General features: G+C 69.5%; 23 protein-coding genes. 8 read left to right on the top strand and 15 right to left on the bottom strand.

The window, feature by feature from the left end:
* Nucleotides 1-18: 18 nt before the first annotated feature.
* A complete protein-coding gene (locus tag KLK06_RS16620; RefSeq protein ID WP_308168288.1) occupies nt 19-984 on the bottom strand; it encodes a WYL domain-containing protein in 966 nt (321 codons plus the stop codon).
* Nucleotides 981-1,931, bottom strand: a complete 951-nt coding sequence (locus KLK06_RS16615; protein WP_214636371.1) for a YafY family protein — start codon at nt 1,929-1,931, stop codon at nt 981-983. The genes KLK06_RS16620 and KLK06_RS16615 overlap by 4 nt, the downstream gene beginning before the upstream one ends.
* A 96-nt stretch (nt 1,932-2,027) precedes the next feature.
* Here KLK06_RS16615 and KLK06_RS16610 point away from each other — a divergent pair, with 96 nt between their 5' ends.
* A complete protein-coding gene (locus KLK06_RS16610; protein ID WP_250905611.1) occupies nt 2,028-3,068 on the top strand; it encodes a DUF3866 family protein in 1,041 nt (346 codons plus the stop codon).
* Here KLK06_RS16610 and KLK06_RS16605 read toward each other — a convergent pair.
* Complete coding sequence (locus tag KLK06_RS16605; protein ID WP_374197119.1) at nt 3,014-3,505, bottom strand: DUF3291 domain-containing protein; 492 nt, start codon at nt 3,503-3,505, stop codon at nt 3,014-3,016. The two genes, KLK06_RS16610 and KLK06_RS16605, sit on opposite strands and share 55 nt — an antisense overlap.
* A 21-nt stretch (nt 3,506-3,526) precedes the next feature.
* A complete protein-coding gene (locus KLK06_RS16600; protein ID WP_214636369.1) occupies nt 3,527-4,168 on the bottom strand; it encodes a metalloregulator ArsR/SmtB family transcription factor in 642 nt (213 codons plus the stop codon).
* A gap of 56 nt (nt 4,169-4,224) precedes the next feature.
* Between KLK06_RS16600 and KLK06_RS16595 the strand changes: the two genes are divergently transcribed.
* Nucleotides 4,225-5,007 (top strand): GNAT family N-acetyltransferase, encoded by a 783-nt coding sequence (locus KLK06_RS16595; RefSeq protein WP_308168287.1) that lies wholly within the window; start codon nt 4,225-4,227, stop codon nt 5,005-5,007.
* A 6-nt stretch (nt 5,008-5,013) separates the two neighbouring features.
* Here the strand turns inward: KLK06_RS16595 and KLK06_RS16590 are convergent, their stop codons facing one another.
* The 6 genes from KLK06_RS16590 to prcB all read right to left on the bottom strand — a co-directional run bounded on the left by KLK06_RS16590 (nt 5,014) and on the right by prcB (nt 11,158).
* Nucleotides 5,014-5,910 (bottom strand): FKBP-type peptidyl-prolyl cis-trans isomerase, encoded by an 897-nt coding sequence (locus KLK06_RS16590; protein WP_214636368.1) that lies wholly within the window; start codon nt 5,908-5,910, stop codon nt 5,014-5,016.
* 80 nt (nt 5,911-5,990) lie between these two features.
* Complete coding sequence (locus KLK06_RS16585; RefSeq protein ID WP_214636367.1) at nt 5,991-6,929, bottom strand: FKBP-type peptidyl-prolyl cis-trans isomerase; 939 nt, start codon at nt 6,927-6,929, stop codon at nt 5,991-5,993.
* Between the two features lie 74 nt (nt 6,930-7,003).
* Nucleotides 7,004-8,362 (bottom strand): Pup--protein ligase, encoded by a 1,359-nt coding sequence (gene pafA / locus KLK06_RS16580; RefSeq protein WP_214636366.1) that lies wholly within the window; start codon nt 8,360-8,362, stop codon nt 7,004-7,006.
* 316 nt (nt 8,363-8,678) lie between these two features.
* Nucleotides 8,679-9,206 carry a hypothetical protein gene (locus KLK06_RS16575; RefSeq protein ID WP_308168286.1) on the bottom strand — a complete coding sequence of 176 codons (528 nt, stop codon included), beginning with the start codon at nt 9,204-9,206 and terminating at the stop codon, nt 8,679-8,681.
* 294 nt (nt 9,207-9,500) lie between these two features.
* Complete coding sequence (gene prcA, locus KLK06_RS16570) at nt 9,501-10,289, bottom strand: proteasome subunit alpha (RefSeq protein ID WP_214636826.1); 789 nt, start codon at nt 10,287-10,289, stop codon at nt 9,501-9,503.
* 20 nt (nt 10,290-10,309) lie between these two features.
* Nucleotides 10,310-11,158 carry a proteasome subunit beta gene (prcB, locus tag KLK06_RS16565; protein ID WP_374197118.1) on the bottom strand — a complete coding sequence of 283 codons (849 nt, stop codon included), beginning with the start codon at nt 11,156-11,158 and terminating at the stop codon, nt 10,310-10,312.
* A gap of 171 nt (nt 11,159-11,329) precedes the next feature.
* Here prcB and KLK06_RS16560 point away from each other — a divergent pair, with 171 nt between their 5' ends.
* From KLK06_RS16560 to KLK06_RS16540, 5 genes are read left to right on the top strand one after another with little or no spacing between them, the layout of a single operon-like run.
* Nucleotides 11,330-12,694, top strand: coding sequence for an extracellular solute-binding protein (locus tag KLK06_RS16560; RefSeq protein ID WP_214636365.1), 1,365 nt, complete (start codon nt 11,330-11,332; stop codon nt 12,692-12,694).
* A gap of 8 nt (nt 12,695-12,702) precedes the next feature.
* Nucleotides 12,703-13,599, top strand: coding sequence for a carbohydrate ABC transporter permease (locus KLK06_RS16555; RefSeq protein ID WP_214636364.1), 897 nt, complete (start codon nt 12,703-12,705; stop codon nt 13,597-13,599).
* Nucleotides 13,596-14,414, top strand: a complete 819-nt coding sequence (locus KLK06_RS16550) for a carbohydrate ABC transporter permease (RefSeq protein WP_214636363.1) — start codon at nt 13,596-13,598, stop codon at nt 14,412-14,414. Before KLK06_RS16555 ends, KLK06_RS16550 begins: the two co-directional genes overlap by 4 nt.
* On the top strand, nt 14,411-15,454 hold the full coding sequence (locus tag KLK06_RS16545; RefSeq protein ID WP_214636362.1) for an ABC transporter ATP-binding protein: 1,044 nt from the start codon (nt 14,411-14,413) through the stop codon (nt 15,452-15,454). Before KLK06_RS16550 ends, KLK06_RS16545 begins: the two co-directional genes overlap by 4 nt.
* Before the next feature lie 15 nt (nt 15,455-15,469).
* Nucleotides 15,470-16,528, top strand: a complete 1,059-nt coding sequence (locus KLK06_RS16540; protein WP_214636361.1) for a DNA polymerase IV — start codon at nt 15,470-15,472, stop codon at nt 16,526-16,528.
* Between the two features lie 52 nt (nt 16,529-16,580).
* Here KLK06_RS16540 and KLK06_RS16535 read toward each other — a convergent pair whose 3' ends face one another.
* Nucleotides 16,581-16,790: a ubiquitin-like protein Pup gene (locus tag KLK06_RS16535; RefSeq protein ID WP_214636360.1), complete on the bottom strand. Its 210-nt coding sequence runs from the start codon at nt 16,788-16,790 to the stop codon at nt 16,581-16,583.
* 150 nt (nt 16,791-16,940) lie between these two features.
* Here KLK06_RS16535 and KLK06_RS16530 point away from each other — a divergent pair, with 150 nt between their 5' ends.
* On the top strand, nt 16,941-17,345 hold the full coding sequence (locus KLK06_RS16530; RefSeq protein WP_214636359.1) for a hypothetical protein: 405 nt from the start codon (nt 16,941-16,943) through the stop codon (nt 17,343-17,345).
* Nucleotides 17,346-17,449: 104 nt separating this feature from the next.
* On the opposite strand, the gene dop is transcribed toward KLK06_RS16530, so the two are convergent.
* The 4 genes from dop to arc form a co-directional block, all read right to left on the bottom strand.
* Nucleotides 17,450-18,964, bottom strand: a complete 1,515-nt coding sequence (dop, locus tag KLK06_RS16525) for a depupylase/deamidase Dop (RefSeq protein WP_250905538.1) — start codon at nt 18,962-18,964, stop codon at nt 17,450-17,452.
* A gap of 86 nt (nt 18,965-19,050) precedes the next feature.
* On the bottom strand, nt 19,051-20,175 hold the full coding sequence (locus tag KLK06_RS16520) for an acyltransferase (RefSeq protein WP_214636358.1): 1,125 nt from the start codon (nt 20,173-20,175) through the stop codon (nt 19,051-19,053).
* A 49-nt stretch (nt 20,176-20,224) separates the two neighbouring features.
* Entirely contained in the window at nt 20,225-21,256 is a 1,032-nt protein-coding gene (locus KLK06_RS16515; RefSeq protein ID WP_214636357.1) for a pyridoxal-phosphate dependent enzyme, read from the bottom strand.
* A 99-nt stretch (nt 21,257-21,355) separates the two neighbouring features.
* Nucleotides 21,356-23,119, bottom strand: coding sequence for a proteasome ATPase (gene arc, locus KLK06_RS16510; protein WP_214636356.1), 1,764 nt, complete (start codon nt 23,117-23,119; stop codon nt 21,356-21,358).
* Nucleotides 23,120-23,315: the final 196 nt, after the last annotated feature.

Below are 23,315 nucleotides of genomic sequence, written 5' to 3'. Positions count from 1 at the left end.
CCGCCAAGAGGATCCAGGTCATGACCGGTGAGCGTAGCGGCTCAGGGCCCGTTCGGCTTCCTCCCGTACCCGGTCGGCCAGCGCGGGCGGCGAGACCACCCGGCCGGTGTCGCCCAGGCGCAGCGCCAGTTTGAGGAGCCAGTCCTCGTCGCGGGCCCGCAGCGCCACCCGCAGCCGCCCCTCGCCCAGTTCGGTGACCTCCTCGCACGGGTAGTACTCGGCCACCCAGCGCCCGGCGGCGGTCACCTCCAGCTCGACCAGCTCATCGGTGGGCGAGGGCCGGAAGACGCCCTGCGCGACGTCGATCGGCTCGGCCTCGGCGGGCGGGTCGGCGGCCACGTCGAGCACGTCCACGCCGAGCATCCGGTCGAGCCGGAACAGCCGCATCGCCTCGGCCCGGTAGCACCAGCACTCCAGGTAGGTGCGGCCGTCGACGACGACCAGCCGCATCGGGTCGACCTCGCGTGGCGTCACCTCGTCGCGGCCCGGCACGTAGTAGCGCAGCGACAGGCGCCGCCGCCTGGTCAGCCCCTCGCGCACGCGCAGCAGCGCGTCGGGGGTGGCGTCGACGTCGACCGCGAACTGGCTGCTGACGGCCGCCGCGCCCTCCCCCGCGGCCCGCTCCAGCTTGGCGACCACCCGGGGCAGCGCGTCGCCGGGCACCTCGGCCAGCTCCGGCATGGCGCCGAGCATGCGCAGCGCGACCAGCAGCGCGCTGGCCTCGTCGATGCCGAGCCGCAGCGGCCGGGCGATGGTGTCGGCGTTGTCGATGAGGATCTCGCCGCCGTCCCACGACACGTCGATCAGGTCACCGGGCGTGTGCCCCGGCAACCCGCACATCCACACCAGCTGCAGGTCGTCGATGAGCTGCTTCTCGCTCAGCCCGAACACCTCGGCCACCTCGCCGAGCTGCGCGCCCGGGTGCGACATCAGGTACGGCACGAGCGCGAGCAGCCTCGGCAGCCGGTCGGCGGATCCACTCACGCCAGTGCTCCCTTCAGGCGGCGGATGACGGCCTCGCGGGCGTCGGGCGGGTCGACCACCTCGACGTCGGCGCCCAGGCTGGCCATCCAGCCGGCCAGTCGTTCGGGGTCGGTGAAGCCCAGCTCGGCCTCGTCCCACCCGTCGGAGCCCGGGCGCACGACCCTGGAAAGCTGCCGCAGCCCCTCGCAGGCGCCCTGCCGTACGCGGATGACGGCCATGCGCTCCTCGACCGGCTCCTCGGGGAAGCCGACCATGGCCCGCAGGTCGACGCCGGGCGGCACCTCGATCGAGCCCGGCCGGCCGATGGTGACGACCTGGCCGGTGATGCGGCTGAGCCGGAAGGCGCGCGGCGCGTCCCGGCCGCGGTCGAACCCGGCGAGGTACCAGCGGCCGCGGCGGCTGACCACGCCCCACGGCTCTACCGTGCGGCTGCGGACGTTCTCGCTGCCGGCGCCGCGGTAGTCGAAGCGCACCAGGCGCCGGTCGCGCACCGCGTCCCACAGCGCGGGGAAGGCCGGGTCGCGGGTGTCGAGGCGCAGCTCCAGCGCTCCGGCGCCGATGGTCTCGTCGGTGGCCACGCCGCCCGCGCGCAGCTTGAGCAGCGCGCCGGAGGCGGCCTCGGCGAGGCTCGCGCGCTGCCACACCTGCGCGGCCAGGCCGAGCACGGCGGCCTCGTCGGCCTCCAGGGTGATCTCCGGCAGCTCGTAGGACTGGCGCTCGATGCGGTAACCGGGCTCGTCCTCCCACGGGTCGCGCACCACGTCGATGGGGATGCCGATCTCGCGCAGCTCGTTCTTGTCGCGCTCGAACATCCGCTGGAACGCCTCGTCACCGTCACGGTCGTAGCCCGGGACGGCCTGGCGGATCTGCTCGGCCGACAGCGGGCGGCGCGTGGCGAGCAGGCAGATCACCAGGTTCAGCAATCGCTCGGTCTTGCGGCGCGACATCTGCCTCACTCCTCCTTCAACGGACGCTACCCTGCCCGAGTGATCAGATGGCGCAAGGGCGAGGTCGTGCGGATCCGGCGCGAGTGGCCGGGAGCGATGGAACTGGATGTCGCCGTCTCCGGAGGGGACCACCAGCCGGGCGTGGAGCCTGGCGGGACATACCGGGCTCTGGCCTATCCGCCCCTGGTGGGCCGTCCGGAACCCGGCGACGAGGTCCTGCTCAACACGACGGCACTCGCGATGGGTCTCGGTACGGGAGGTTACGCCATGGTGGTGGCAGTCCCGAACCGTTTACCGGAAGATCCGCAGGGACCCGGGCACCTGGTGAAGGCCCGTTACACGCCGCTGCAGGCCACCGTGCTCGGCGCCGACGAGCAGGATTCGCCCTTCCACGAGGTCCTGCGCGAGGCCGATTCGATCGACGGCATGCCGGTGGTGGTCGCCGACCTGCACTCGGCCCTGCCGCCGATCCTGTGCGGCCTGTACGAGGCGCGCCCGGGCGTACGGGTCGCCTACGTGATGCAGGACGGCGGCGCGCTGCCCGCCTGGTTCTCCATGGCCGCCGCGAAATTGCGGGAGATCGGCTGGCTGACCGGGGTGGTGACGGTGGGACAGGCCTTCGGCGGCGACGTCGAGGCGGTGACCGTCCACACCGGCCTGCTGGCCGCCAGGCACGTGCTGGAGGCCGACGTGGCGATCGTCGCGCAAGGGCCCGGCAACCTCGGCACGGGCACCCGGTGGGGATTCTCGGGCGTCTCGGCGGGTGAGGCGATCAACGCCGCCTCGGTGCTGCGCGGCCGCCCGGTGGCGGCGCTGCGGGTGAGCGAGGGCGATCTGCGGGAGCGACATCTCGGTGTCTCGCACCACTCGCTGACCGCCTACGGCCGCGTCGCGCTGGCTTCGGCGCGGGTGGCCGTGCCGCTGCTGCCCGGGGAGTTCGGGGAGCGGGTCAGGGACCAGGCCGAGCTGCTCGCCGTCCGGCACGAGCTGGTGCCCGTGCCGGTCGACGGCCTGCACGAGGCGCTGCGCGCCTCGCCGGTCAAGCTCTCCACGATGGGCCGGTCCCTGGAAGAGGACCTGGCCTACTTCGTGGCCTCGGCCGCGGCGGGCAGGTGCGCGGCCTCGCTGCTGTCGTAGGAGTCCTTGAACGTGAACGCCTCAGGGCTGGGTCCCACGGCCCTGAGGCGCTCCAGACGCTCCCAGCCCTCGGCGAGGCTCGGGATGTAGCCCTCCGGGATCCACCACAACACGATGTACGGCTCGGCCATCCGCTGGAACCACTCCTTGCGGCGGCGCAGCATGCCCAGATGGGCGCTGCGGTAGGCGTAGTCCCACAGCGACTCGAGTGACTCCCACACCGAGAAGGTGATCAGCAGGTAGTCGCCGTACTCGTGGGAGATGGTCGCGGTCGGATCCTCTTCGCTCTCCTTCATCCGCCACACGAATCCGGGGTACTCGTCGGCGACGGTGTTGAGGGGCTCCAGCGCGGCGACGAACTCCGCGAGTTCGGGGCTGTCGATCGGGGCGCGCAGGTGGGCGACATTGAGCTGGGCGAGATGCATGACGCTCAGCACACCACCCTTCCCCGTTCTATGTCAATCTTCATTTGTTTTAGAAAGTGCCACGCAGCACTCCCCCGGCCGCGGATCCAGCGCGGCCCGCCCGGGATCGTCGCCGAGTCCTTCTAGCAGCCCCTGACAGAGGGCCAGGTTCATGGAGCACACGAGCAGCGGCTGCTCGTGGCTCAGCACGTGGAAGGGGCAGTTGCGCATGCGCAGCGTGCCGCCTTCGGCGTAGGGCTCGTAGCCCCGCTCACGCAGCACCGCCTCGACGGGCTCGTGCCGCCCCCGCCCCAGCCGTTCCCCCGCCTCACGCGCCGTCTTCTCGGCCAGTTCCTCGGCGCCGAGGGCGTCGACGACCTCGGCCAGCACGGAGGCGAGCGCCACGTAGTCACGCGGCGGCAGGCTCACCGACCGGTCTCGCCCGGCCCTCCGGTAGATCTTCGCGGGCCGCCCGCTGCCGGGCCCCTTCTTGTCCTGCTGCCTGAAGGCGCTCTCCAGCAGCCCGGCTTCGACGAGCTTGTCCAGGTGGTGCCCGGCGAGCGTCCTGGACACCCCGGCGATCTCGGCGGCCTCCGCCCTGCCCAGGTCTCCGCCGCCGGCCGCCACGGCCTCGTACAGGCTGCGCCGCACCGGGTCGTGCAGCAGCGCCAGGGCCTCGAGGTCGTCATCGCTCACAGCGGGAGTCTAGGCGTCCGTCACCACGTCGGGCCGCACCCCCTAGGCTTCTGCGCGTGAGCGACACCTCCCCCCTCCTCGCCGCCTACGACCGCACCCGGCTGCGCATCCCCGAGCACCCCGTAGACGGGCTCGTCTACGAGATGGACGGCCCCGTGCTGCGTGTCACCGGCATGTTCCGCGGCTTCGTCGAGGGGCCGCCCGTGCTCGGCGTCGAAGGCGCCGAGCTGGACGCGCTGATCGCCCGCCAGCGCGAGCACTTCGCGGCCCGCGGCGAGGCCGTCGAGTGGAAGACCCGGGCCCACGACCGGCCCGCCGACCTGGCCGATCGGCTCGTACGCGCGGGCTTCGCGCCGGAGGAGCGGGAGACGGTGCTCGTCGGCGTCGCCAAGGAGATGCGGGACGCACCGCCGCCGGCCGCCGGCGTGACCATCCGCCAGGTCACCGCCGACGCCGACCTGAGGGCGATCGCCGCCATGGAGTCCACCGTCTGGGGCGAGGACTGGAGCTGGCTGGGCGACGACCTGATCCGGCGGGTCACGACCGACCCCGACGGCATCGCCATACTGGCGGCCGAGGCCGGCGGCCGGGTCGTCTCGGCCGCCTGGCTGGTGCACAAGCCGGGCACCGGGTTCGCCGGGCTCTGGGGCGGCTCGACGCTGCCGGAGTGGCGGGGCCGCGGCATCTATCGCGCCCTGGTCGCCCGTCGCGCCCAGCTCGCCGTGGCGGCCGGGGTCGACTATATCCAGGTGGACGCCTCGGACGACAGCAGGCCGATCCTGCGGCGCCTGGGCTTCCACGCGGTGACCACGACCACCCCGTACGTCTGGACGCCCTGACACAGATCAGTAGGCGGCCAGGACGTCCACCACGAAGACCAACGTGTCGGCGGCGCGGATGCCGAAGGCGGGCTGGCCCGTGGGCCCGTAACCGTAGGCAGGCGGGACGATCATCAGCACGCGGCTCCCGACCGGAACGCCCACCAGCGCCCGGTCCCAGCCCTTGATCACGCTGCCGTCGCCGATCTTGAACGCCTTCGGCCGCCCGGTGCTCCAGGTGGCGTCGAAGATCCGGCGCCGCCCCCAGATCGCCCCCTCGTACTGGGTGACCAGCAGTTGCCCCGCCTGCGTCCGGCGGCCCGCCCCCTTGGCCAGCACCTTGGTGGCGAACCTGCGCGGCGGCGCGGTCGCGGGCACCGAGAGCCCCGGCCGGGCGGCGCCGGTGACCCGCACACCCGCCAGCGACCCGCCCCGCCCTTTGATGGAGGCGTCCTTCGGGTGCGTGCCGAGGATGTCGATCACGTAGAACAGGTCGGCACCCGAGGCGACGCCCTGCGGCGGGTTGGCGCCGAAGCCGTCGGCGGGCGGGATGGCGGCGATCACCCTGCTGCCCACCCGGCGGCCCTGCAGCGCCCGGTCCAGGCCGGGGATCAGCCGGCCGACCGGGAAGGCGGCCGGGGCGCCACGGTTGAAGCTGGAGTCAACGAGCCGGTTCTCTCCGCCGTCCCAGACGTGCGCGGTGTACTGGACGATCGCCACGTCGTCCTTGCCCAGCAGCGCGCCCTTGCCCGCCGCGAGCTGGTCCACCTGCAGCCCGGCCGACGGCTTGCCGGCCGGGAAGACGATCGTGGGCTTGGCGCCGAACCGGCCGCCCACCTTCAGCTCCGGATCGCCCGTCTCGGTGCCGGTGCAGGCCGTCAGCAGCGCCAGCGGCAGCAGCAGCGCGACGGTGCGGCGGCGCATCGAACCCCTCCCCAAGCGGGCGGCCCGGCGACGGTGTCGTCGCCGGGCCCCGAGATGCTACCGCTTTATCCGACCACCCATCAGTAGGCCGACAGAACGTCCACCACGAACACCAGCGTGCTGTTGCCCGGGATCCCGTTCTGCTCCTGCGCGCCGTAGCCGAGGTCCGGCGGGATGCTCATCACGACCCGGCTGCCGACCGGAACCCCGGCCAGGCCCTTCTGCCAGCCCTGGATCACGTTCGCGAGCGGGAACGAGGCCGGCTCACCCTTGGTCCAGCTCGAGTCGAACTCCTTGTCGGTGCCCCAGATCTTGCCCGTGTAGTGGGCGACCACCGTCTGGCCCGCCTGCACCTTCGCTCCGGTGCCCTGGATCACGGTCTTGACCACGAGCTCCTTGGACGGCTTGTCCTTGGTCTTGGTGGTCAGCGTGGGCGCCTTGTCGCCGCCCGGGTTGACGACCTTGACACCCTTGATGCTCTCGCCGACCTCCTTGCCGGTGGCCGCCTTCAGCGCGGCGGGCGGCGACCCGACCACGTCGACGACGAACACCTTCGTCGGCTGCGCGGCCTGGCCCTGCTGCTGCTGAGCGGCGTCGGCGGCCATCACGGCCAGCACCCGGCCGCCGTGCTTGACCTTGGTGAAGCCCTCCTGCAGCACCTGCGGCAGTTGCTGGTCGACCGCGATGGTCTCCGGCGCCTTGGAGTCGTAGGAAGAGCCTTGGAAAGCGTTCTGCTTGCCGTCCCAGTTGTAGACGGTCAGGTTGACGATGATCTTGTCGCCGCTCTTCACCTGCGGGCCCGTGCCAGGGGTCAGCACCTCGTAGGAGGACTTGGTGGCAGGCGTGCCGGCGGGGAAGGTCACCGTGGGCTTGGCGCCCACATTGCCGGTGACCTTCACCTTGCCCGGCGCGCTGCTCGCGGTGGCGGCGGCCCCGTTGGCACCCGAGTCGGAGCCGCCGCACGCGGCGGCGAAGAAGATCAAAGGCACGGCGGCCAGAGCGGCCAGAGCGCGGCGCATGGATTTCCCTCGGAAAGACGTCAGATTCGCGTCACCCTATCCGACATCCAAGTAGGGCCGGGGTAAACCAGTCGCTACATTCCGGCGATGAGCTTGTCCACTCGCTCGTCGACGCTGCGGAACGGGTCCTTGCACAGCACGGTGCGCTGCGCCTGGTCGTTCAGCTTGAGATGCACCCAGTCGACGGTGAAGTCGCGCCGCTTCTCCTGCGCCTTCCGGATGAACTCACCCCGCAGCCGCGCCCTGGTCGTCTGCGGCGGCACCGACTTGGCCTCGAAGATCTTCAGGTCGGACGCCACCCGCTCCACCGAGCCGCGCTTCTGCAGCAGGTAGAACAGGCCGCGCTTGCGGTGCACGTCGTGGTAGGCCAGGTCGAGCTGCGCCACCCTCGGCGAGGACAGCGGCAGGTCGTACTTCCTGCGGTAACGCTCGATGAGCTGGTATTTCGTCACCCAGTCGATCTCGCGCGCCACCAGGTCGAGATTGCCGGTCTCGACCGCGTGCAGCGTCCGCTCCCACAGCTCCAGCACCCGGCGCGCGATCGCGTCGCCGCCCCGCCGGTCGACGAAGTCCTTGGCCTTCGACAGGTATTCCATCTGGATCTCCAGGCTGGAGGCCTCGCGGCCGTTGGCCAGCCGCACCCGGCGCCGCCCGGTCATGTCGTGGGAGACCTCGCGGATGGCCCTGATCGGGTTCTCCAGCGACAGGTCGCGCATCACCGTGCCCGCCTCGATCATGCGCAGCACCAGGTCGGTGGCGCCGACCTTGAGCAGCATGGTGGCCTCGCTCATGTTCGAGTCGCCCACGATGACGTGCAGGCGGCGGAACCGCTCGGCGTCGGCGTGCGGCTCGTCGCGCGTGTTGATGATCGGCCTGGACCGGGTCGTCGCCGAGGAGACGCCCTCCCAGATGTGCTCGGCGCGCTGCGACACGCAGTAGACCGCGCCGCGCGGCGTCTGCAGCACCTTGCCCGCGCCGCAGATGATCTGCCGGGTGACCAGGAACGGGATCAGGACATCGGCCAGCCGGCCGAACTCGCCGTGCCTGCCGACCAGATAGTTCTCGTGACAGCCGTAGGAGTTGCCGGCTGAGTCGGTGTTGTTCTTGAAGAGATAGATGTCACCGGCGATGCCCTCTTCGCGCAGCCGCTTCTCGGCGTCGACGAGGAGTCCCTCGAGGATGCGTTCGCCGGCCTTGTCGTGGGTGACGAGTTCGATGACGTTGTCACACTCGGGTGTTGCGTATTCAGGATGGCTGCCCACGTCGAGGTACAGACGTGCGCCGTTGCGGAGGAAGACGTTGCTCGATCGGCCCCAGGACACGACCCGCCGGAACAGGTAGCGCGCGACCTCGTCGGGGGACAGCCTGCGCTGCCCCCTGAACGTGCAGGTCACGCCGTACTCGTTCTCCAGCCCGAAGATGCGACGATCCATCACCTCACACTATGCCCACGGATCGACAAGCGGGAGAGATCTTCCCGGTGTTTCCCGCGCGCCCTCACCAGATGGCCACCCCCCAGATGGCCATTCCCAGGTCCGCACCCCCAGCGGGCGATCCCCGCACCGCCCGCGCTTGTTGTCCCCGCCCCGCCCGAGTGGGCACCTGAACCCTTTTTCTTTTTTGTACGGCAGGCATGGGGCACCCCCATCCACCGCACAGGGCCGGCGTCTGTCCAGGGGAACGCTCCTCCGGTGATACGTGGCCGGGCGCCGTGACGAGACGGCGGCCAAGCCATGAACCGCCGGGGCGTCAGGGGGTGTAGATCTCCTGGACCTTGACGATCTGGCCCTTGTAGACCGTGATCAGCGACGGGTGGGCGGCGCGCTTGTGCCGCTTGAGCAGGATGGACGGCGCGCAGCGCTTGTTGCCGAGAGCGTCCTTCCTGCCGATCGTGAGCTCGCCTTCGGCCACCTTGCAGCCGAACGCCGACAGGAACACCACGTTCTTGGCGATCGGCGACGAGTAGGCCATCACGTCACCCTCGGGCGGGGTGACGAACTGCCCCTCCGTCATGGTGCCCTTCTTCCACTTGACCGGCGTGTACTCAGCGGTGCTGCCGCTGAGGTGCGTGATCAGGCCACGAAGGATGCCGTCGTGGCGGGGGGAGATGTGCTTGGTGAAGTCGTGCTTCGGATCGGCCTGGAAGGTCGTGCCGAAGGTCTTGGGCGCCTTGAACTTGGGGACGGCCGTGGTGGCGGCATTCGCGGCCGTACCGGCGGTCAGGACGACGGCTGCTGCGGCGGCGCCCGCCAGGAGGGTGCGCATGGTGTTTTTCACGCTCTCTTCGATACGCGAGGCCGCCCACCGGTTCGCCCAAATCAGTGTGAACCAGGTCACATTGGACCATGGCTTGACTGCCGTCTCGTCACGGCGCCCGGCCCCGCATCACCGGAGGAGCGTTCCCCTGGACAGACGCCAGCCCTGTGCGGTGGATGGGGGTGCCCCATGCTTGCCGTACAAAAAGAAAAAAGCCCGGGCGGGCGAAGACCGCCTACCCGAGCGGGACGGGAACCAGACAACGGGACCAGCGCCCGAGCGGGCGGCGAACGCCCGCCCGGGCAGTGTCGTGGGTTAAAGGGGCGGCGAGCCGTCGTCGAGGTCGCCCTCGGGGGCGGTTGGGGGTGGTGTGTCGGATGCGGAGTCGTCGGCTTCGAGTGGAGAGCCGGCGGCGGCGCCCGGCCTGGCGGCCAGGAGGCGCTCCAGGCGCGGTCCCACCAGCCGCTGGAACTTGCGGTGCTCGCGGTTGCGGTCCAGCACCGCCACCTCCAGCTGCCCCACCGGCGGGCGCTCCCCACCGGGCTCCGTGAGGGCCGTCAGGGCCACCTCCAGCGCGTCGGCCAGCGGCATGCTCTCCCGGTAGCCCTCCTTCAGCCGCGTCCCCACCGCGTCCGCCTGGCCGCCCATGGCCGCGAAGCCATGTTCGTCGAAGACGGAGCCGTCGAAGGTCAGCCGGTAGATCGCGTCGCCGTCCGGCACGTCGCCCACCTCGGCCACCACGACCTCCACCTCGAGCGACTTGATCGACTCGGTGAAGATGCGGCCCAGGTTGGAGGCGTACAGGTTGGCCAGCCCGCGGCCCGTCACGTCGGAGCGGTCGTAGGTGTAGCCGTTGATGTCGGCGTAGCGGATGCCGCCCAGCCGGAGTTCCTCGAACTCGTTGTAGCGGCCCACCGCCGCGAACCCGATGCGGTCGTAGATCTCGCTGATCTTGTGCAGCGCCCGTGAGGGGTTGGGGGCGACGAACAGGATGCCGTCCTCGTACTGCAGCACGACGACGCTGCGGCCCCGCGCGATGCCTTTGCGCGCGTAGTCGGCCTTGTCCCGCATGATCTGCTCAGGGGACGCATATCCAAAAGGCATGGACACGGATGGGGTCCTTTCTAGCGCAGCGGGGCGATGGGGCCGTCAGGGGAGATGAGGCGCGCTTCGAGCATCTGCTCGACGTAGCCGGTCACCTCTTCCTCCGGCAGCCGTCGGAAGCCGTCGGCGTCGATCACCGAGACGATCGGCCAGATCTTCCGCGTCACATCGGGCCCGCCGGTGGCCGAATCGTCGTCCGCCGCGTCGTACAGCGCCTGGATCAGCGTCATCGCCATGTCGCCCGCCGACGCCCCGTCGCGGTAGAGCTTCTTCAGCGACCCCCGCGCGAAGATCGAACCCGAACCGATCGCGTCGAACCGGTCACGCTCGTACGGCCCGCCCGCCACGTCGTAGCTGAAGATCCGCCCGCCGTCCCGCTCGGCGTCGTAGGCGGCGAACAGCGGCACCACCACCAGCCCCTGCATCGCCATGGCGAGATTGCCGCGGATCATCGCCGCCAGCCGGTTGGCCTTGCCGTTGACCGATAGCGTGCGGCCTTCCAGCTTCTCGTAGTGCTCCAGCTCGACCCGGTAGAGCCTGGCCATCTCGATGCCCGTGCTGGCCGTGCCGGCGATGCCCATGCACGAATAGTCGTCGGTCCTGAACACCTTCTCCACGTCACGCTGAGAAATGATGTTGCCGGACGTCGCCCGCCGGTCGCCCGCCATGACCACGCCGCCCGCGAACGTGGCGGCGACGATCGTCGTCGCGTGCGGAACCTGGTCGCCGATCGGCGTGGCCAGAATCTCACCACGCACCGGAAGCAGCCCCGGCGCGTGCGAACCGACGAACTCCGTGAACGAGGAACTCCCGGTGTTGTGGAAAAGCTGGTCCATCAAGCCGACGGGCAGATCCCTGTGCGATGCCACGCGACTCCCTCCCAAACGTCACTGTCCCTAAAGGGACCCTACTCATGTTGTGTCGCTGTCTGCACTTCCCACGATCAGCCCACGGCGAACCGTTCACCAGATCGTTTCTTTACGCCCGGTAGAGGCCGTGCGATTGTCGGTATGTCTGCACGTCCTGAACAGGAGGCCGACATGCGACTCCCCAGCCGACCTGCGGTGATCGCGGTTCTCACCATCCTGGCGCTCAGCTCCTGCGGATCTGGCGCCCCCACCGGAGGGGAGGACGTCACCCTCGTCATCGCCGCCAACTCCATCTCCGGCGGCAAGAACTCCGAGTCCGCCGACTGGATCAAGCGGTGGGTGATCCCCGGCTTCGAGCAGGCCCACCAGAACGTCAAGGTGCTCTTCCAGCCCAGCGGCGTCGACGACGAGCAGTACAAGACCAAGATCGCGCTCGACCTCAAGTCGAAGGCCGGAGCCGACGTCATCGACCTCGACGGCATCTGGGTCGGCGAATTCGCCCAGGCCGGCTACATCAAGCCGCTCACCGACGTGGGCGGGCCCGCCGTCGACTCCTGGGAGGGCTGGTCGCAGATCCCGCAGGCCGTACAGGGGCTCGGCATTTTCGACGGCAAGAAGTACGGCCTGCCCCAGGGCACCGACGGCCGCGTCCTGTTCTACAACAAGACCCTGTTCAAGAAGGCCGGCCTGCCCGACCCGTGGCAGCCCACCCGCTGGGAGGACATCTTCGCGGCCGGCGCCAGGCTGAAGGCCGCGGGCGTGCCCACCCCCATCCAGATCAACGCCGGCACCGCCATGGGCGAGGCCACCACCATGCAGGGCGTGCTCCCCCTCCTCGCCGCCGCCGGGTCCGAGATCTACACCGACGGCAAGTGGACCGGCGCCTCCCCGGCCATGAAGGACGTGCTCGGCTTCTACCAGCGGCTCTACACCTCCGGGCTCAGCGACCCCAAGCTGCAGCAGGAGGCCAAGGGGCGCGACAAGTCCTTCGCCCAGTTCGCCGCCGGCAAGATCGGCATCCTGGCCGAGAGCGACTACTTCTGGCGATCCGTCATCGAGCCGAAGGCCGGGGTCGCCCCCATGGCCGACCGCGACTCGGCCGTCGGCTTCGCCAAGATCCCGGCCAAGAACCCCGGCGGCGCCATCCGCGGCCAGGACTTCGCCAGCATGTCAGGCGGCGCCGTACGAGTGCTGAACCCGTTCTCCAAGAACCCCAAGCTGGCCTGGGAACTGCTCGCGTTCATGCACTCCGCGGCGGCCACCAAGTCGCAGCTCGCCGGGCAGGCGCGCATCAGCTCCCGCAGCGACGTCAACGGCGAGGTGCTCCACGCCGACCCGATGCTGGAGTATGTCGCCGACGAGGTGCTGCCCATCACCGCCTACCGCCCCGGCCTCGCCGTCTACCCGCAGGTCTCCGTCGCCCTGCAGGAGGCCACCGCGGCGATCGTCAGCGGCAAGAGCGCCGACGAGGCGGCCGCCGCCTACCAGGCCAAACTGGAGGGACTGGTCGGTGGCGCGGACCACGTCGCCAGGTGACTCCAGCGATGAACACTGACGCGGCCGGGCTGGGCAGGGCGAGAGCGGCCGGGTTCGTCCTGCCCGCCCTCGTCCTCATCGGCGTCTTCCTCGTCTTCCCCGCCCTGTGGACGATCTACCTCGGGCTCACCGACTATCGCCTCACCGGCCTGGCCGCCGCCGACCCCCAGGTCGTCGGCCTCGGCAACTACACCCGCGCGCTGACCGACCCGCGCTTCCTCAGCTCGCTGTGGCTCACCGTCGTCTACGTCGGCGGCTCCGCCATCCTCGGCCAGGCCGGGCTCGGCTTCACCCTCGCCTGGCTGCTGCGCACCCGCGCCGGGCCACTGCGACGGGCCGTCGAAGGCGTCGTGCTGCTGTCCTGGATCCTGCCCAGCACGGTCGTCGGCTTCCTCTGGTTCGCCCTGCTCGACCGCGACGACGGCACGCTCAACGCGCTCCTGCACACGCCCGGGCTGGGCTGGCTGCTGGACTATCCGCTGCTGTCCATCGTCGTCTTCAACGTCTGGCGCGGCACCGCCTTCTCGATGATGTTGTACGCCGCAGCGCTGGAGAACGTGCCGCCCTCGCACCTCGAAACCGCCCGCCTGGCCGGCGCCTCGGTGCCGCAGCAACTGCGTGACGTGGTCTTCCCGCTCATCCGGCGGCACGTGCTGACGAACCTGCTGCTGATCAGCCTGTGGACGTTCAACGACTTCACCCCGTTCGTCCTGACCGGCGGCGGCCCGGAAGGACGCTCCGAGATCCTGCCCGTCTACGTCTACAACATCGCCCTCAAAGGCGGCGAACTCGGCGTGGGCGCCGCCGTGTCCTTCCTCATCCTGCTCATCAACCTCGTCTTCGCCCTGGCATACCTGCGGCTGCTGCGCGGCCGGCGCCGCGCGGCGGGCAGGCCACCGGCATGATCCGGCACACCATCGGACGGCTCGCCGCCACCGTGTTCATCGCCGTCGTCCTGGCCTTCTTCACGCTGCCCATGCTCTGGCTGGCCAGCGCCCCCTTCGACGCCACGCCGGCGATCACCACATCCATCCCCGAATTCACGCTGCGCAACTTCGCCGCCATCCTCGACAACCCCTACGCGCTCGGCTCCATCCGCAACTCCCTCATCCAGGGCGGCGGCGCCGCCGCGCTCGTCGTCGTCCTGGCCGCCCTGGCCGCCTACGCCCTGTCCAGGGTCCGAATCCCGGGCCGCGACGTGCTGCTCTACGTGCTCCTGCTGCTGTCGTCCGTCGTCACCGGCACCGCCGCCATGGTGCCCATCTTCGAGCTCGCCACCCGGCTCGACCTCATCGACACCCACCTCGGCGTCATCCTCGTCGTCTCCGGCGGCCTGCTGCCCGCCGCCATCTTCATCCTCAAGGACTTCATGGACGAGACGCCCACCACCTACGAGGAGTCCGCACGCGTCTTCGGCGCCTCGTCGCTGCAGATCCTCCGCCACATCGTGATCCCGCTGGTGCGGCCCGGCCTGGCCACCATCGCCGTGTGGGCCCTGGCCAGTGTCTGGGGCGGCTTCCTGTTCCAGTTCATCCTGCTGCGCGACCCCGACAAAGCCCCCGGCTCCGTCATCCTCTACACCCTCTACACCGAGGGCGGCTCGCCCAGACTCGACCTCATCTCCACCTTCTCCCTGCTCTACTCGCTGCCGGTGGTGGCGATGTACCTGTTCGTCTCCCAGCGGTACGGCTTCCGCTTCCACGGAGGGATCAAACGGTGATCTCGCTGCACGGCCTCACCAAGGTGTTCGCCGGCGGAGTGCGCGCCCTCGACGCCCTCGACCTCACCATCGCCGACGGCGAGTTCTTCGCCCTGCTCGGCCCGTCGGGCTGCGGCAAGACCACGCTCCTGCGCACCATCGCGGGGCTGGAGACCCCCACCTCGGGCAGCGTCCGCATCAACGCCACCGACGTCACCGCACTGCCGCCCGGCCGCCGCGACGTCGCCATGGTCTTCCAGGACTACGCCCTCTTCCCCCACATGACCGTCTCCGAGAACATCGCCTACCCCCTGCGCATCAGGAAGGTCCCCCGCCTGGAACGCGCCGCCAAGGCCGCGGAGGTCGCCCGGCGCCTCAGCCTGCCCGACCTTCTCCACCGCCGCCCCGCCCAGTTGTCCGGCGGCCAGCAGCAACGCGTCGCCCTCGCCCGTGCCATCGCCTGCCACCCCACCGCCTTCCTCTTCGACGAACCGCTGTCCAACCTCGACGCCCGGCTCCGCCTGGAAGCCCGTACCTTCCTCAAACGGCTGCAGCGCGAACTCGCCGTCACCACCGTCTTCGTCACCCACGACCAGGCCGAAGCCCTCGCCCTCGCCGACCGCATCGCCGTCATGTCCCATGGCCGGATGATCCAGATCGGCACCCCCGCGGAGGTGTTCCAGCGCCCCGCCACCACCTTCGTCGCCGCCTTCATCGGCTCCACCCCCATGAACCTGCTGCCCGGCAAGATCACCTCCGGTGCCCTCCACGTCGCCGGCGCCACCCTCCCCGCCCCGGCGGGCGTCCCCGACGGCGACCTCGTGTACGGAGCGCGGCCCGAATACCTGGAACTCCTGCTCGAAGCCCGCCCCGGCGCCTTCCCCGGCACCGTCTCCGTCCTGGAGAACCTCGGCACCAGCACCCTCGTCACCCTCGAAACGGACGCCACCCTCATCCAGGCCGTCGTCCCCGAAGGCGACGAACCCCCCATCGGCACCCCCGCCTGGGCGCTCCCCCGCCGCTCGCTCCTTTACCGCGACGACCGGCTGCTCCACCCCTGACGGCATACTGGACACATGTCCGCCAAGGACTGGATCCTGCACGTCGACCTCGACCAGTTCATCGCCGCCGTCGAGATCCTGCGCCACCCCGAGCTCCGCGGCAAACCCGTCGTCGTCGGCGGCTCCGGCGACCCCACCCAGCCGCGCACCGTCACCGCCACCGCCACCTACGAAGCCCGCGAGCACGGCGTCCACTCCGGTATGCCGCTGCGCACCGCGCTCAGACGCTGCCCCGACGCCGTCTTCCTGCCCAGCGACCCACCCGCCTACGAGGCCGCGTCCGAACGGGTCATGGCCACGCTGCGAGAGTTCCCCGTCCTGGTGGAGGTCTGGGGCTGGGACGAGGCGTTCATCGGAGCCCGCACCGACGACCCCGAGGCACTCGCCGCCGCCCTCCGGCAGGCCGTCCTGGCCAAGACCGCGCTGTCGTGCTCTGTCGGCATCGGCGACAACAAGCACCAGGCCAAACTCGCCTCCGCGTTCGCCAAACCGGCCGGCGTCTACCGCCTCACCGACGACAACTGGGCCGAGGTCATGAACGACCGGCCCACCGACGCGCTCTGGGGCATCGGCGCCAAGATCGCCAAAAAGCTGGCCGGCCTGGGACTCCACACGGTCGCCCAGCTCGCCGCCGCCGACCCCGCCGACCTGGCCCGCCGCTTCGGCCCCACGAACGGTCCCTGGTATCGCTACCTCGCCCTCGGCAAAGGCGAAGCCGAAGTCGTCACCACCCCTTGGATCGCCCGCGGGCACAGCCGGGAGACCACCTTCCCGGAGGACCTCACCGACAGCACCGAAATATCCACCCACGTAGCCGCACTGGCCAGACAGGTCGCCGCAGACGCGACCGCCGCCGGACGGCTGATCGTCCGGGTGTCGGTGAAGGTACGCTTCACCCCGTTCCTCACCCGCAGCCGCCAATCCAAGCTGCCGACACCCACCACCGACGCGGCCGAGCTGTCACGTGCCGCCCTCACCGTGCTCGACCGCTTCGACCTCACCCGGCCGGTCCGCCTCCTCGGCGTGGCCGTGGAATACGCCCCCCTCGATCAGACCCGGACCGCTCTGTCATAGAAGTCGGAGCACATCACCCACGACCTGCCCCCGTTTCGATGGCCGATTTGCCCTACTCTCCGCCCTTTTGGACGTAAGAGCGCACGAACTCCTCTGCGTTCTCTTCGAGAACTTCGTCAATTTCGTCCAGGATCGCGTCGACATCGTCGGTGAGCTTCTCCTGGCGCTCCTGAACGTCCGGCGCCGCCGACGCCTCGGTCTCCTCGACCTCGCTGTCGCGCCGACCAGCCTGCTTCTGGCCCCCGGTGTCCTTGCTTGCCATGTCCTACCTACCTCCGCTTGGGGGACTGCTCTCTAGGCATATCTTCCCCGAACCGGGCGACATTTCGCGCCGAACGTCCCGCGATCTTGCGGACTTGACTAGATAGTAGTCCTATCCAATAATGAGACCCCTGCCCTACAGGAGGTTTCGATGTCCCCCTCATCCCTGAGCACGGCAGGTGTGCTCCTCATCACAGTCCCCGCGGTGGCGTTCGGTGGCGTGTCGCTGCTGACGTTCCTGATGCGGAACGTGCCCGGCTACAACGACAACCCGGTGCGCCGCAGCCTCTGGCGGGCGGGTCACGCTCACGCGGGCGTGTTGGTGCTGTTCAGCCTCGTAGCGATGCTCTACGTGGATCAGGCGGACCTCTCGGACGGCCTGAAGGGCCTGGTGCGCACGCTCATCGTGGCCGCCCCGATCCTGATGCCGCTCGGCTTCTTCCTGTCGGTGATCCGCCCCAGTGACACCAAGCCGAGCAAGCTCATCTGGTTGACGGTGGCGGGCGGCGCGGCGCTGGCGGTGGGCACGCTGACGCTGGGCGTGGGCCTGCTCTGAGACCGGACACCTCCGGGTGCCGGGAGGGAACGTAGCTGGCCGGGAGCGCGACGTGACGGCGCCCGGCCGGAGACGTACGGCGGTCGAGCTTCGCCGGCGGGCGGTTAATCTCCCCCGGTGAGGGCGGCGACCAGGTCGGCGGCGGTGCGGCAGCGGTCGAAGAGTTCGCCCACGTGTGCCTTGGTGCCGCGGAGCGGTTCGAGGGTCGGTACGCGCTGGAGGGACTCGCGGCCGGGGATGTCGAAGATGACCGAGTCCCAGGAGGCGGCCGCGACGGACTCGCTGTACTGGCGCAGGCAGCGACCGCGGAAGTAGGCGCGGGTGTCCGTGGGCGGGTTCTCGACGGCGCGCTGGACGTCGTCCTCGGTGACGAGCCGCTGCATGCGGCCGCGGGCCACGAGGCGGTTGTAGAGGCCGCGGTCGGGGCGGATGTCGGAGTACTGAAGGTCGACGAGCTGCAGCCGGGGGTGGGTCCAGGCGAGCGAGTCGCGGGTGCGGTAGCCCTCGAGGAGTTCGAGCTTGGCGACCCAGTCGAGCTCCCGGGAGAGCTGCATGGGGTCTTCGGCCAGGCGGGTGAGGATGGACTCCCAGCGGTCGAGGATGTCCTTGTTCATCTCTTCCTGGGCGGTGCCGCGTTCCTCGACGTACTTGCGGGCCTGTTCGAGGTATTCCATCTGCAGCTGGATGGCGGTGAGCTTGCGCCCGTCGCGCATGGAGATCTCGTAGCGGCAGGTGGGGTCGTGGGAGACGGCGCGCAGGGCTTGGACGGGGTTCTCGACGGCGAGGTCGCGGCTGAGGAAGCCGTCTTCGATCATGGCGAGGACGAGGGCGGTGGAGCCCAACTTCAGGTATGTCGAAATTTCCGACATGTTGGCGTCGCCGATGATCACATGCAGCCGCCGGTACTTCTCCGGGTCGGCGTGCGGCTCGTCCCTGGTGTTGATGATCGGCCGCTTGAGCGTGGTCTCCAGGCCGACCTCGACCTCGAAGAAGTCGGCCCGCTGACTGATCTGGAAGCCTTCGCCGCGTGAGTCCTGCCCGATGCCGACCTTGCCCGCGCCAACGACGACCTGGCGGGAGACGAAGAACGGGGTGAGATGGCGGACGATGTCGGCGAAGGGGGTGGCGCGCCGCATGAGGTAGTTCTCGTGACAGCCGTAGCTGGCGCCCTTGGCGTCGGTGTTGTTCTTGTAAAGCTGGATGGGCGCGTTGGACGGGATGGCCGAGGCCCGCTGGGCGGCGTCGTACATGACGCGTTCGCCGGCCTTGTCCCAGATGACGGCGGCGCGGGGGTTGGTGCATTCGGGCGTGGAGTATTCGGGGTGGGCGTGGTCGACGTAGAGCCGGGCGCCGTTGGTGAGGATGACGTTGGCCAGGCCAAGGTCCTCATCGGTGAGCTGGCTGGGGTCGGCGACCTCTCTGGCCAGGTCGAAGCCGCGAGCGTCGCGCAGCGGGTTCTCCTCTTCGAAGTCCCACCTCGCCCTTCGCGCTCTGGCGGCGGAGGCCGCCAGGTAGGCGTTCACCACCTGCGAGGACGTGACCATCGCGTTGGCGCCTGGCTGACCTGGTACGGAGATGCCGTACTCGGTCTCGATGCCCATCACCCGACGCACCGTCATGCAACACCCTCTGTTCGTCCGGATCTGTCTATCCGCCGTTTATATGCCCGAGCCTATGCCCTTCACAGTGCCCCAGGGTCACAGAGTTATGGCACCGCAGCCTTTTCCACATTTACGGCGGAAGCTGGTGGGGTTTGTGGACGTCTGCGTGGCTTAAGGAGGCGCTGGATGGGGCGTTCGGCAAGGGAGTAGACGAGATAGGACAGGAGTACGGCCGCGAGTGCGGTGGTGAGGGCGGCGGCCCATGGGGCCATTCTGGCGGCCAGGAGCGGGATGAGAGCGACTCCGACGACGGAGTGGAAGAGGTAGAGCGGGTAGGTGGTCGCGCCGAGCGCAGCGAGCGTTCTGGACGGTCGCAGCCGGAAGGCGCCGAGCGCGACGAGCGACATGACGGCGAAGACGAGCGTGATGGTGATGATCACGCTGAGGTCGCTGACGGGCATGCTCTTGATGCCGGCGAGCTTGATCCGGCCGTGGACGCGTTCGAGCGCCGAGTGGACCGATAAGACATAACCACCGGCGACGTAGAGCCAGGGCAGCACGGCGTTGCGGTTCTTGTGGACGAGGTAGAGGGACATGCCGGCGACGAAGTAGGGGGCGTAGCGGGGCATGACGATCTCGTTGAGCACCTCGTTGCCGAGCAGTTCGGCGCCGAGCGCGGCGGCCAGCCAGAGACCGGCGAAGATCATGACGCGGCCGTAGGTGACGCCGATGATGACGAGGACGGCCATGAGCAGATAGAAGCGGAGTTCGGCCCAGAGCGACCAGTACACGCCGCTGGCGTCCATGACCTTGAACAGGCGCTGGAACATACTGGCGTTCACCAGATACTCCCCTGGCGAAAGCTTGGGGTCGAGCGCCTTGGCGCCGGTGAGGCCGTAGAGAGCCGCGACGGCGGCCAGGCTGAGCCAGTAGGCGGGATAGAGCCGGACGAACCTGCTCCGGGCGAACGCCCCGAGCCCTCTCCCCCACGCGCTCATGAGGATGACGAAGCCGCTGATGACGAAGAACAGCTCGACGCCGAGGATGCCGAGCCCCGCGATCGGGGCGACGGCGGGGAAGAGCTCGGCGGGCCGGTCTCCCCAGACGGAGGCGAACGCGATCAGGTAGTGGAAGGCGAGCACCGCCAGAGCGGCGACGAATCGCAGCAGGTCGAGCTCGGCCAGCCGGCCGTCCCCTCGAACGTGCCTCAGCCGGTTGGGTGGTTGCACGCCCTGTTGGACGGCACAACGATCACTTTGGTTCCGTTGGTCCCAATTCTCACACGGGTCCCTCGGTGCCGATGAGGAGGATCCGAGCGCCGGAGTCCAGGCGGAGGGCCCGGCGAGTGGCGGCGTCGAGCGCCAGCAGGCCGGCGGCTCCGGTGGCGCCGCAGGGCGAGACGGAGACCCCCTCGGCCGCCAGCCGGGCGGCGGCATCGGCGGCCTCGGCGTCGGTGATGGTGACGAAGGCGTCGGCCAGGTGGGACAGAAGCTCGTAGGCGATCAGGGATGGTTCACGGCAGTCGAGGCGGCCGAGCGTCGTGGGCGAGCCTTCGACGTGGACGGGTTCGCCGGCGCGGGCGCTTTCGAGCAGGCAGGGGGCGCCTTCGGGTTCGACGACGACGATGGCGGGCCGTTCGCCCCAGCGGTCGCGGGTGTACGCGGCGGCCGCGGCGGCGAGCCCGCCGACCCCGGCCTGGACGAACACGTGGGTGGGCGCCTCGGCCAGTTCGTCGAACAGGACGGTGTAGCCGCGCATGATGTCGAGGGGGACGGTGGTGTAGCCCTCCCACGAGCTGTCGGAGACGAGCTGCCATCCGTTGTCGTCGGCGGCCTGTTGCGCGGCGAACATGCTCTGGTCGTAGTCGCCGCCCCTCCGCCGTACCTCCGCGCCGAGGGCGCGCAGGCGGTCGGCGAAGGGTTCGGGGACGTCGTGGCCCAGGTAGACGACGAAGGTGCCGCCGATCTCGCGCACCCCGGCGGCGACGGACAGGCCGTGGTTGCCCGCGCTGGCGCAGACGAAGGTGGTGCTCGCGTCGGCCTCGCCGCGCTGGACGAGGCGGTGCACGGCGTACGCGCCGCCGAGCGCCTTGAAGCTGCCGAGCCCGAGCCGCCCGCTCTCGTCCTTGACGCCGACGGTCCCGGCTCCCGCCGCGCGGGCCAGGGCGGGCAGGGAGTGGAGCGGGGTGGGCCGGTAGCGGCGGTGGGTCTCGAAGTGGGCGCGGGCCTGGCGGGCGTGCTCGACGCCGATGAGAGCGCGGTCTCGCGCGGTGTAGGGCGTGCGGGCGGGGTTCGGCCAGCTCGTGCTCATGGACATCATCGTACGAAGCCGAAGGCGCGCGACGAGCCGCCTGGCCCGCACGTGAAAAGAGGCCGCGCGGAGATCCGCGCGGCCCTTCTCAGCAGCCTCTTACAGGTACTGGCCGGTGTTGGCGACGGTGTCGATGGACCGACCCGCCTCCGCGCCCTGCTTGCCCGACACGAGCGTGCGGATGTAGACGATCCGCTCGCCCTTCTTGCCGGAGATGCGGGCCCAGTCGTCCGGGTTGGTGGTGTTGGGCAGGTCCTCGTTCTCGGAGAACTCATCCACGCAGGCCGCGAGCAGGTGCTGCACCCGCAGGCCCTTCTGGCCGCTCTCCAGGAACTGCTTGATGGCCATCTTCTTGCCCCGGTCGACGATGTTCTGGATCATCGCGCCGGAGTTGAAGTCCTTGAAGTAGAGGACTTCCTTGTCGCCGTTGGCGTAGGTCACCTCGAGGAAGCGGTTCTCTTCGCTCTCGGTGTACATGCGCTCCACGACGCTCTGGATCATGCCGTGAATGGTGCCCTCGCGGGAGCCGCTGTGCTCCGAGAGGTCCTCGGGGTGCAGCGGGAGCTCGGCGATGAGGTACTTGGAGAAGATGTCCTTCGCCGCTTCGGCGTCCGGCCGCTCGATCTTGATCTTGACGTCCAGGCGGCCGGGCCGCAGGATCGCCGGGTCGATCATGTCCTCGCGGTTGGAGGCGCCGATGACGATGACGTTTTCCAGGCCCTCGACGCCGTCGATCTCCGACAGCAGCTGAGGAACGATGGTGTTCTCGACGTCTGAGGAGACGCCGGAACCTCGGGTGCGGAAGATCGAGTCCATCTCGTCGAAGAACACGATCACCGGGGTGCCCTCGGAGGCCTTCTCACGAGCCCGCTGGAAGACCAGGCGGATGTGCCGCTCGGTCTCACCGACGTACTTGTTGAGCAGCTCGGGGCCCTTGATGTTGAGGAAGAAGCTCTTGCCTTCCTGGCCGGTCTTCTCCGCGACCTGCTTGGCCAGGGAGTTGGCGACGGCCTTGGCGATGAGCGTCTTACCGCAGCCGGGCGGGCCGTAGAGCAGGACGCCCTTGGGCGGGCGCAGCTTGTGCTCACGGAACAGGTCGGCGTGCAGGTAGGGCAGCTCGATGGCGTCCCTGATCTGCTCGATCTGCCTCATGAGGCCACCGATCTCCTCGTAGGAGATGTCGGGGACCTCTTCGAGCACGAGCTCTTCGACTTCGGACTTGGGGATCCGCTCATAGACGTAGCCCGAGCGGGGTTCGAGCAACAGCGAGTCGCCTGCCCTGATCGGCTGCCCGACCAGTGACTCGGCGAGCCGCACGACGCGCTCCTCGTCCGCGTGCGAGATGACCAGTGCGCGCTGCCCCTGGTCGAGGAGCTCCTTGAGCATCACGATCTCGCCGACCTCTTCGTAGCCGAGGGCTTCGACCACGTTGAGCGCCTCGTTCAGCATGACCTCCTGGCCACGGCTGAGCGATTCGACGTCGACGGCGGGACTGACGTTCACCCGCAGTTTGCGGCCGCCGGTGAACACCTCGATCGTGCCGTCTTCTCTGGCCTCGAGGAAGGTGCCGAACCCGGATGGCGGCTGCGCCAGCCGATCGACTTCTTCCTTGAGGGCAACGATCTGATCCCTGGCCTCCTTGAGTGTGGCGACCAGGCGCTCGTTCTGGCCGGTGACGGCCGCGAGGTTCGCCTGCGCCTCGTGGAGACGCTCTTCAAGGACTCTGGCCTGACGGGGTGACTCGGCCAGCTTCCGCCTCAGCGCGGTGATCTCCTCTTGGAGGAAGGAGACCTGTGTTGAAAGATCAGCGACCTCCCGTTCGCGCTGCGCGGCTCGAGCCTCAGCATCATCGCGAGCTGCCACGCCCCGTCACCTCCTTCCCAGTCGAGGGCGACTACTTAGGACCTTACCTATCTCGGGCCCCTCCGTAACCTGGCCGGGCAGTGTTCGTCGTGTGACAATCTGTATTCGGCGAATAATCCCTAATAGTGCGTTTAACAGTGCCAGCATATGAACACGGCGATCTGTTCCCGTGTCACGCACCAACGCAGCCTCGTAG

Source organism: Nonomuraea sp. NEAU-A123 (assembly GCF_018603905.1).
Classification (GTDB): Bacteria; Actinomycetota; Actinomycetes; order Streptosporangiales; family Streptosporangiaceae; genus Nonomuraea.
The sequence above is the reverse complement of the archived record's forward strand: the minus strand, read 5'-3'. Positions and strand labels throughout refer to the sequence as shown.

What these genes read in the sequence shown, in the direction of transcription:
- prcA (WP_214636826.1), bottom strand. Translation starts at nt 10,289, where the DNA reads ATGCCTTTTGGATATGCGTCCCCTGAGCAGATCATGCGGGACAAGGCC.
- KLK06_RS16550 (WP_214636363.1), top strand. Translation starts at nt 13,596, where the DNA reads ATGATCCGGCACACCATCGGACGGCTCGCCGCCACCGTGTTCATCGCC.
- KLK06_RS16610 (WP_250905611.1), top strand. Translation starts at nt 2,028, where the DNA reads ATGGAACTGGATGTCGCCGTCTCCGGAGGGGACCACCAGCCGGGCGTG.
- KLK06_RS16615 (WP_214636371.1), bottom strand. Translation starts at nt 1,931, where the DNA reads ATGTCGCGCCGCAAGACCGAGCGATTGCTGAACCTGGTGATCTGCCTG.
- pafA (WP_214636366.1), bottom strand. Translation starts at nt 8,362, where the DNA reads ATGGATCGTCGCATCTTCGGGCTGGAGAACGAGTACGGCGTGACCTGC.
- KLK06_RS16555 (WP_214636364.1), top strand. Translation starts at nt 12,703, where the DNA reads ATGAACACTGACGCGGCCGGGCTGGGCAGGGCGAGAGCGGCCGGGTTC.
- KLK06_RS16585 (WP_214636367.1), bottom strand. Translation starts at nt 6,929, where the DNA reads ATGCGCCGCGCTCTGGCCGCTCTGGCCGCCGTGCCTTTGATCTTCTTC.
- KLK06_RS16530 (WP_214636359.1), top strand. Translation starts at nt 16,941, where the DNA reads ATGTCCCCCTCATCCCTGAGCACGGCAGGTGTGCTCCTCATCACAGTC.
- KLK06_RS16515 (WP_214636357.1), bottom strand. Translation starts at nt 21,256, where the DNA reads ATGAGCACGAGCTGGCCGAACCCCGCCCGCACGCCCTACACCGCGCGA.
- KLK06_RS16540 (WP_214636361.1), top strand. Translation starts at nt 15,470, where the DNA reads ATGTCCGCCAAGGACTGGATCCTGCACGTCGACCTCGACCAGTTCATC.
- KLK06_RS16590 (WP_214636368.1), bottom strand. Translation starts at nt 5,910, where the DNA reads ATGCGCCGCCGCACCGTCGCGCTGCTGCTGCCGCTGGCGCTGCTGACG.
- dop (WP_250905538.1), bottom strand. Translation starts at nt 18,964, where the DNA reads ATGACGGTGCGTCGGGTGATGGGCATCGAGACCGAGTACGGCATCTCC.
- KLK06_RS16535 (WP_214636360.1), bottom strand. Translation starts at nt 16,790, where the DNA reads ATGGCAAGCAAGGACACCGGGGGCCAGAAGCAGGCTGGTCGGCGCGAC.
- KLK06_RS16560 (WP_214636365.1), top strand. Translation starts at nt 11,330, where the DNA reads ATGCGACTCCCCAGCCGACCTGCGGTGATCGCGGTTCTCACCATCCTG.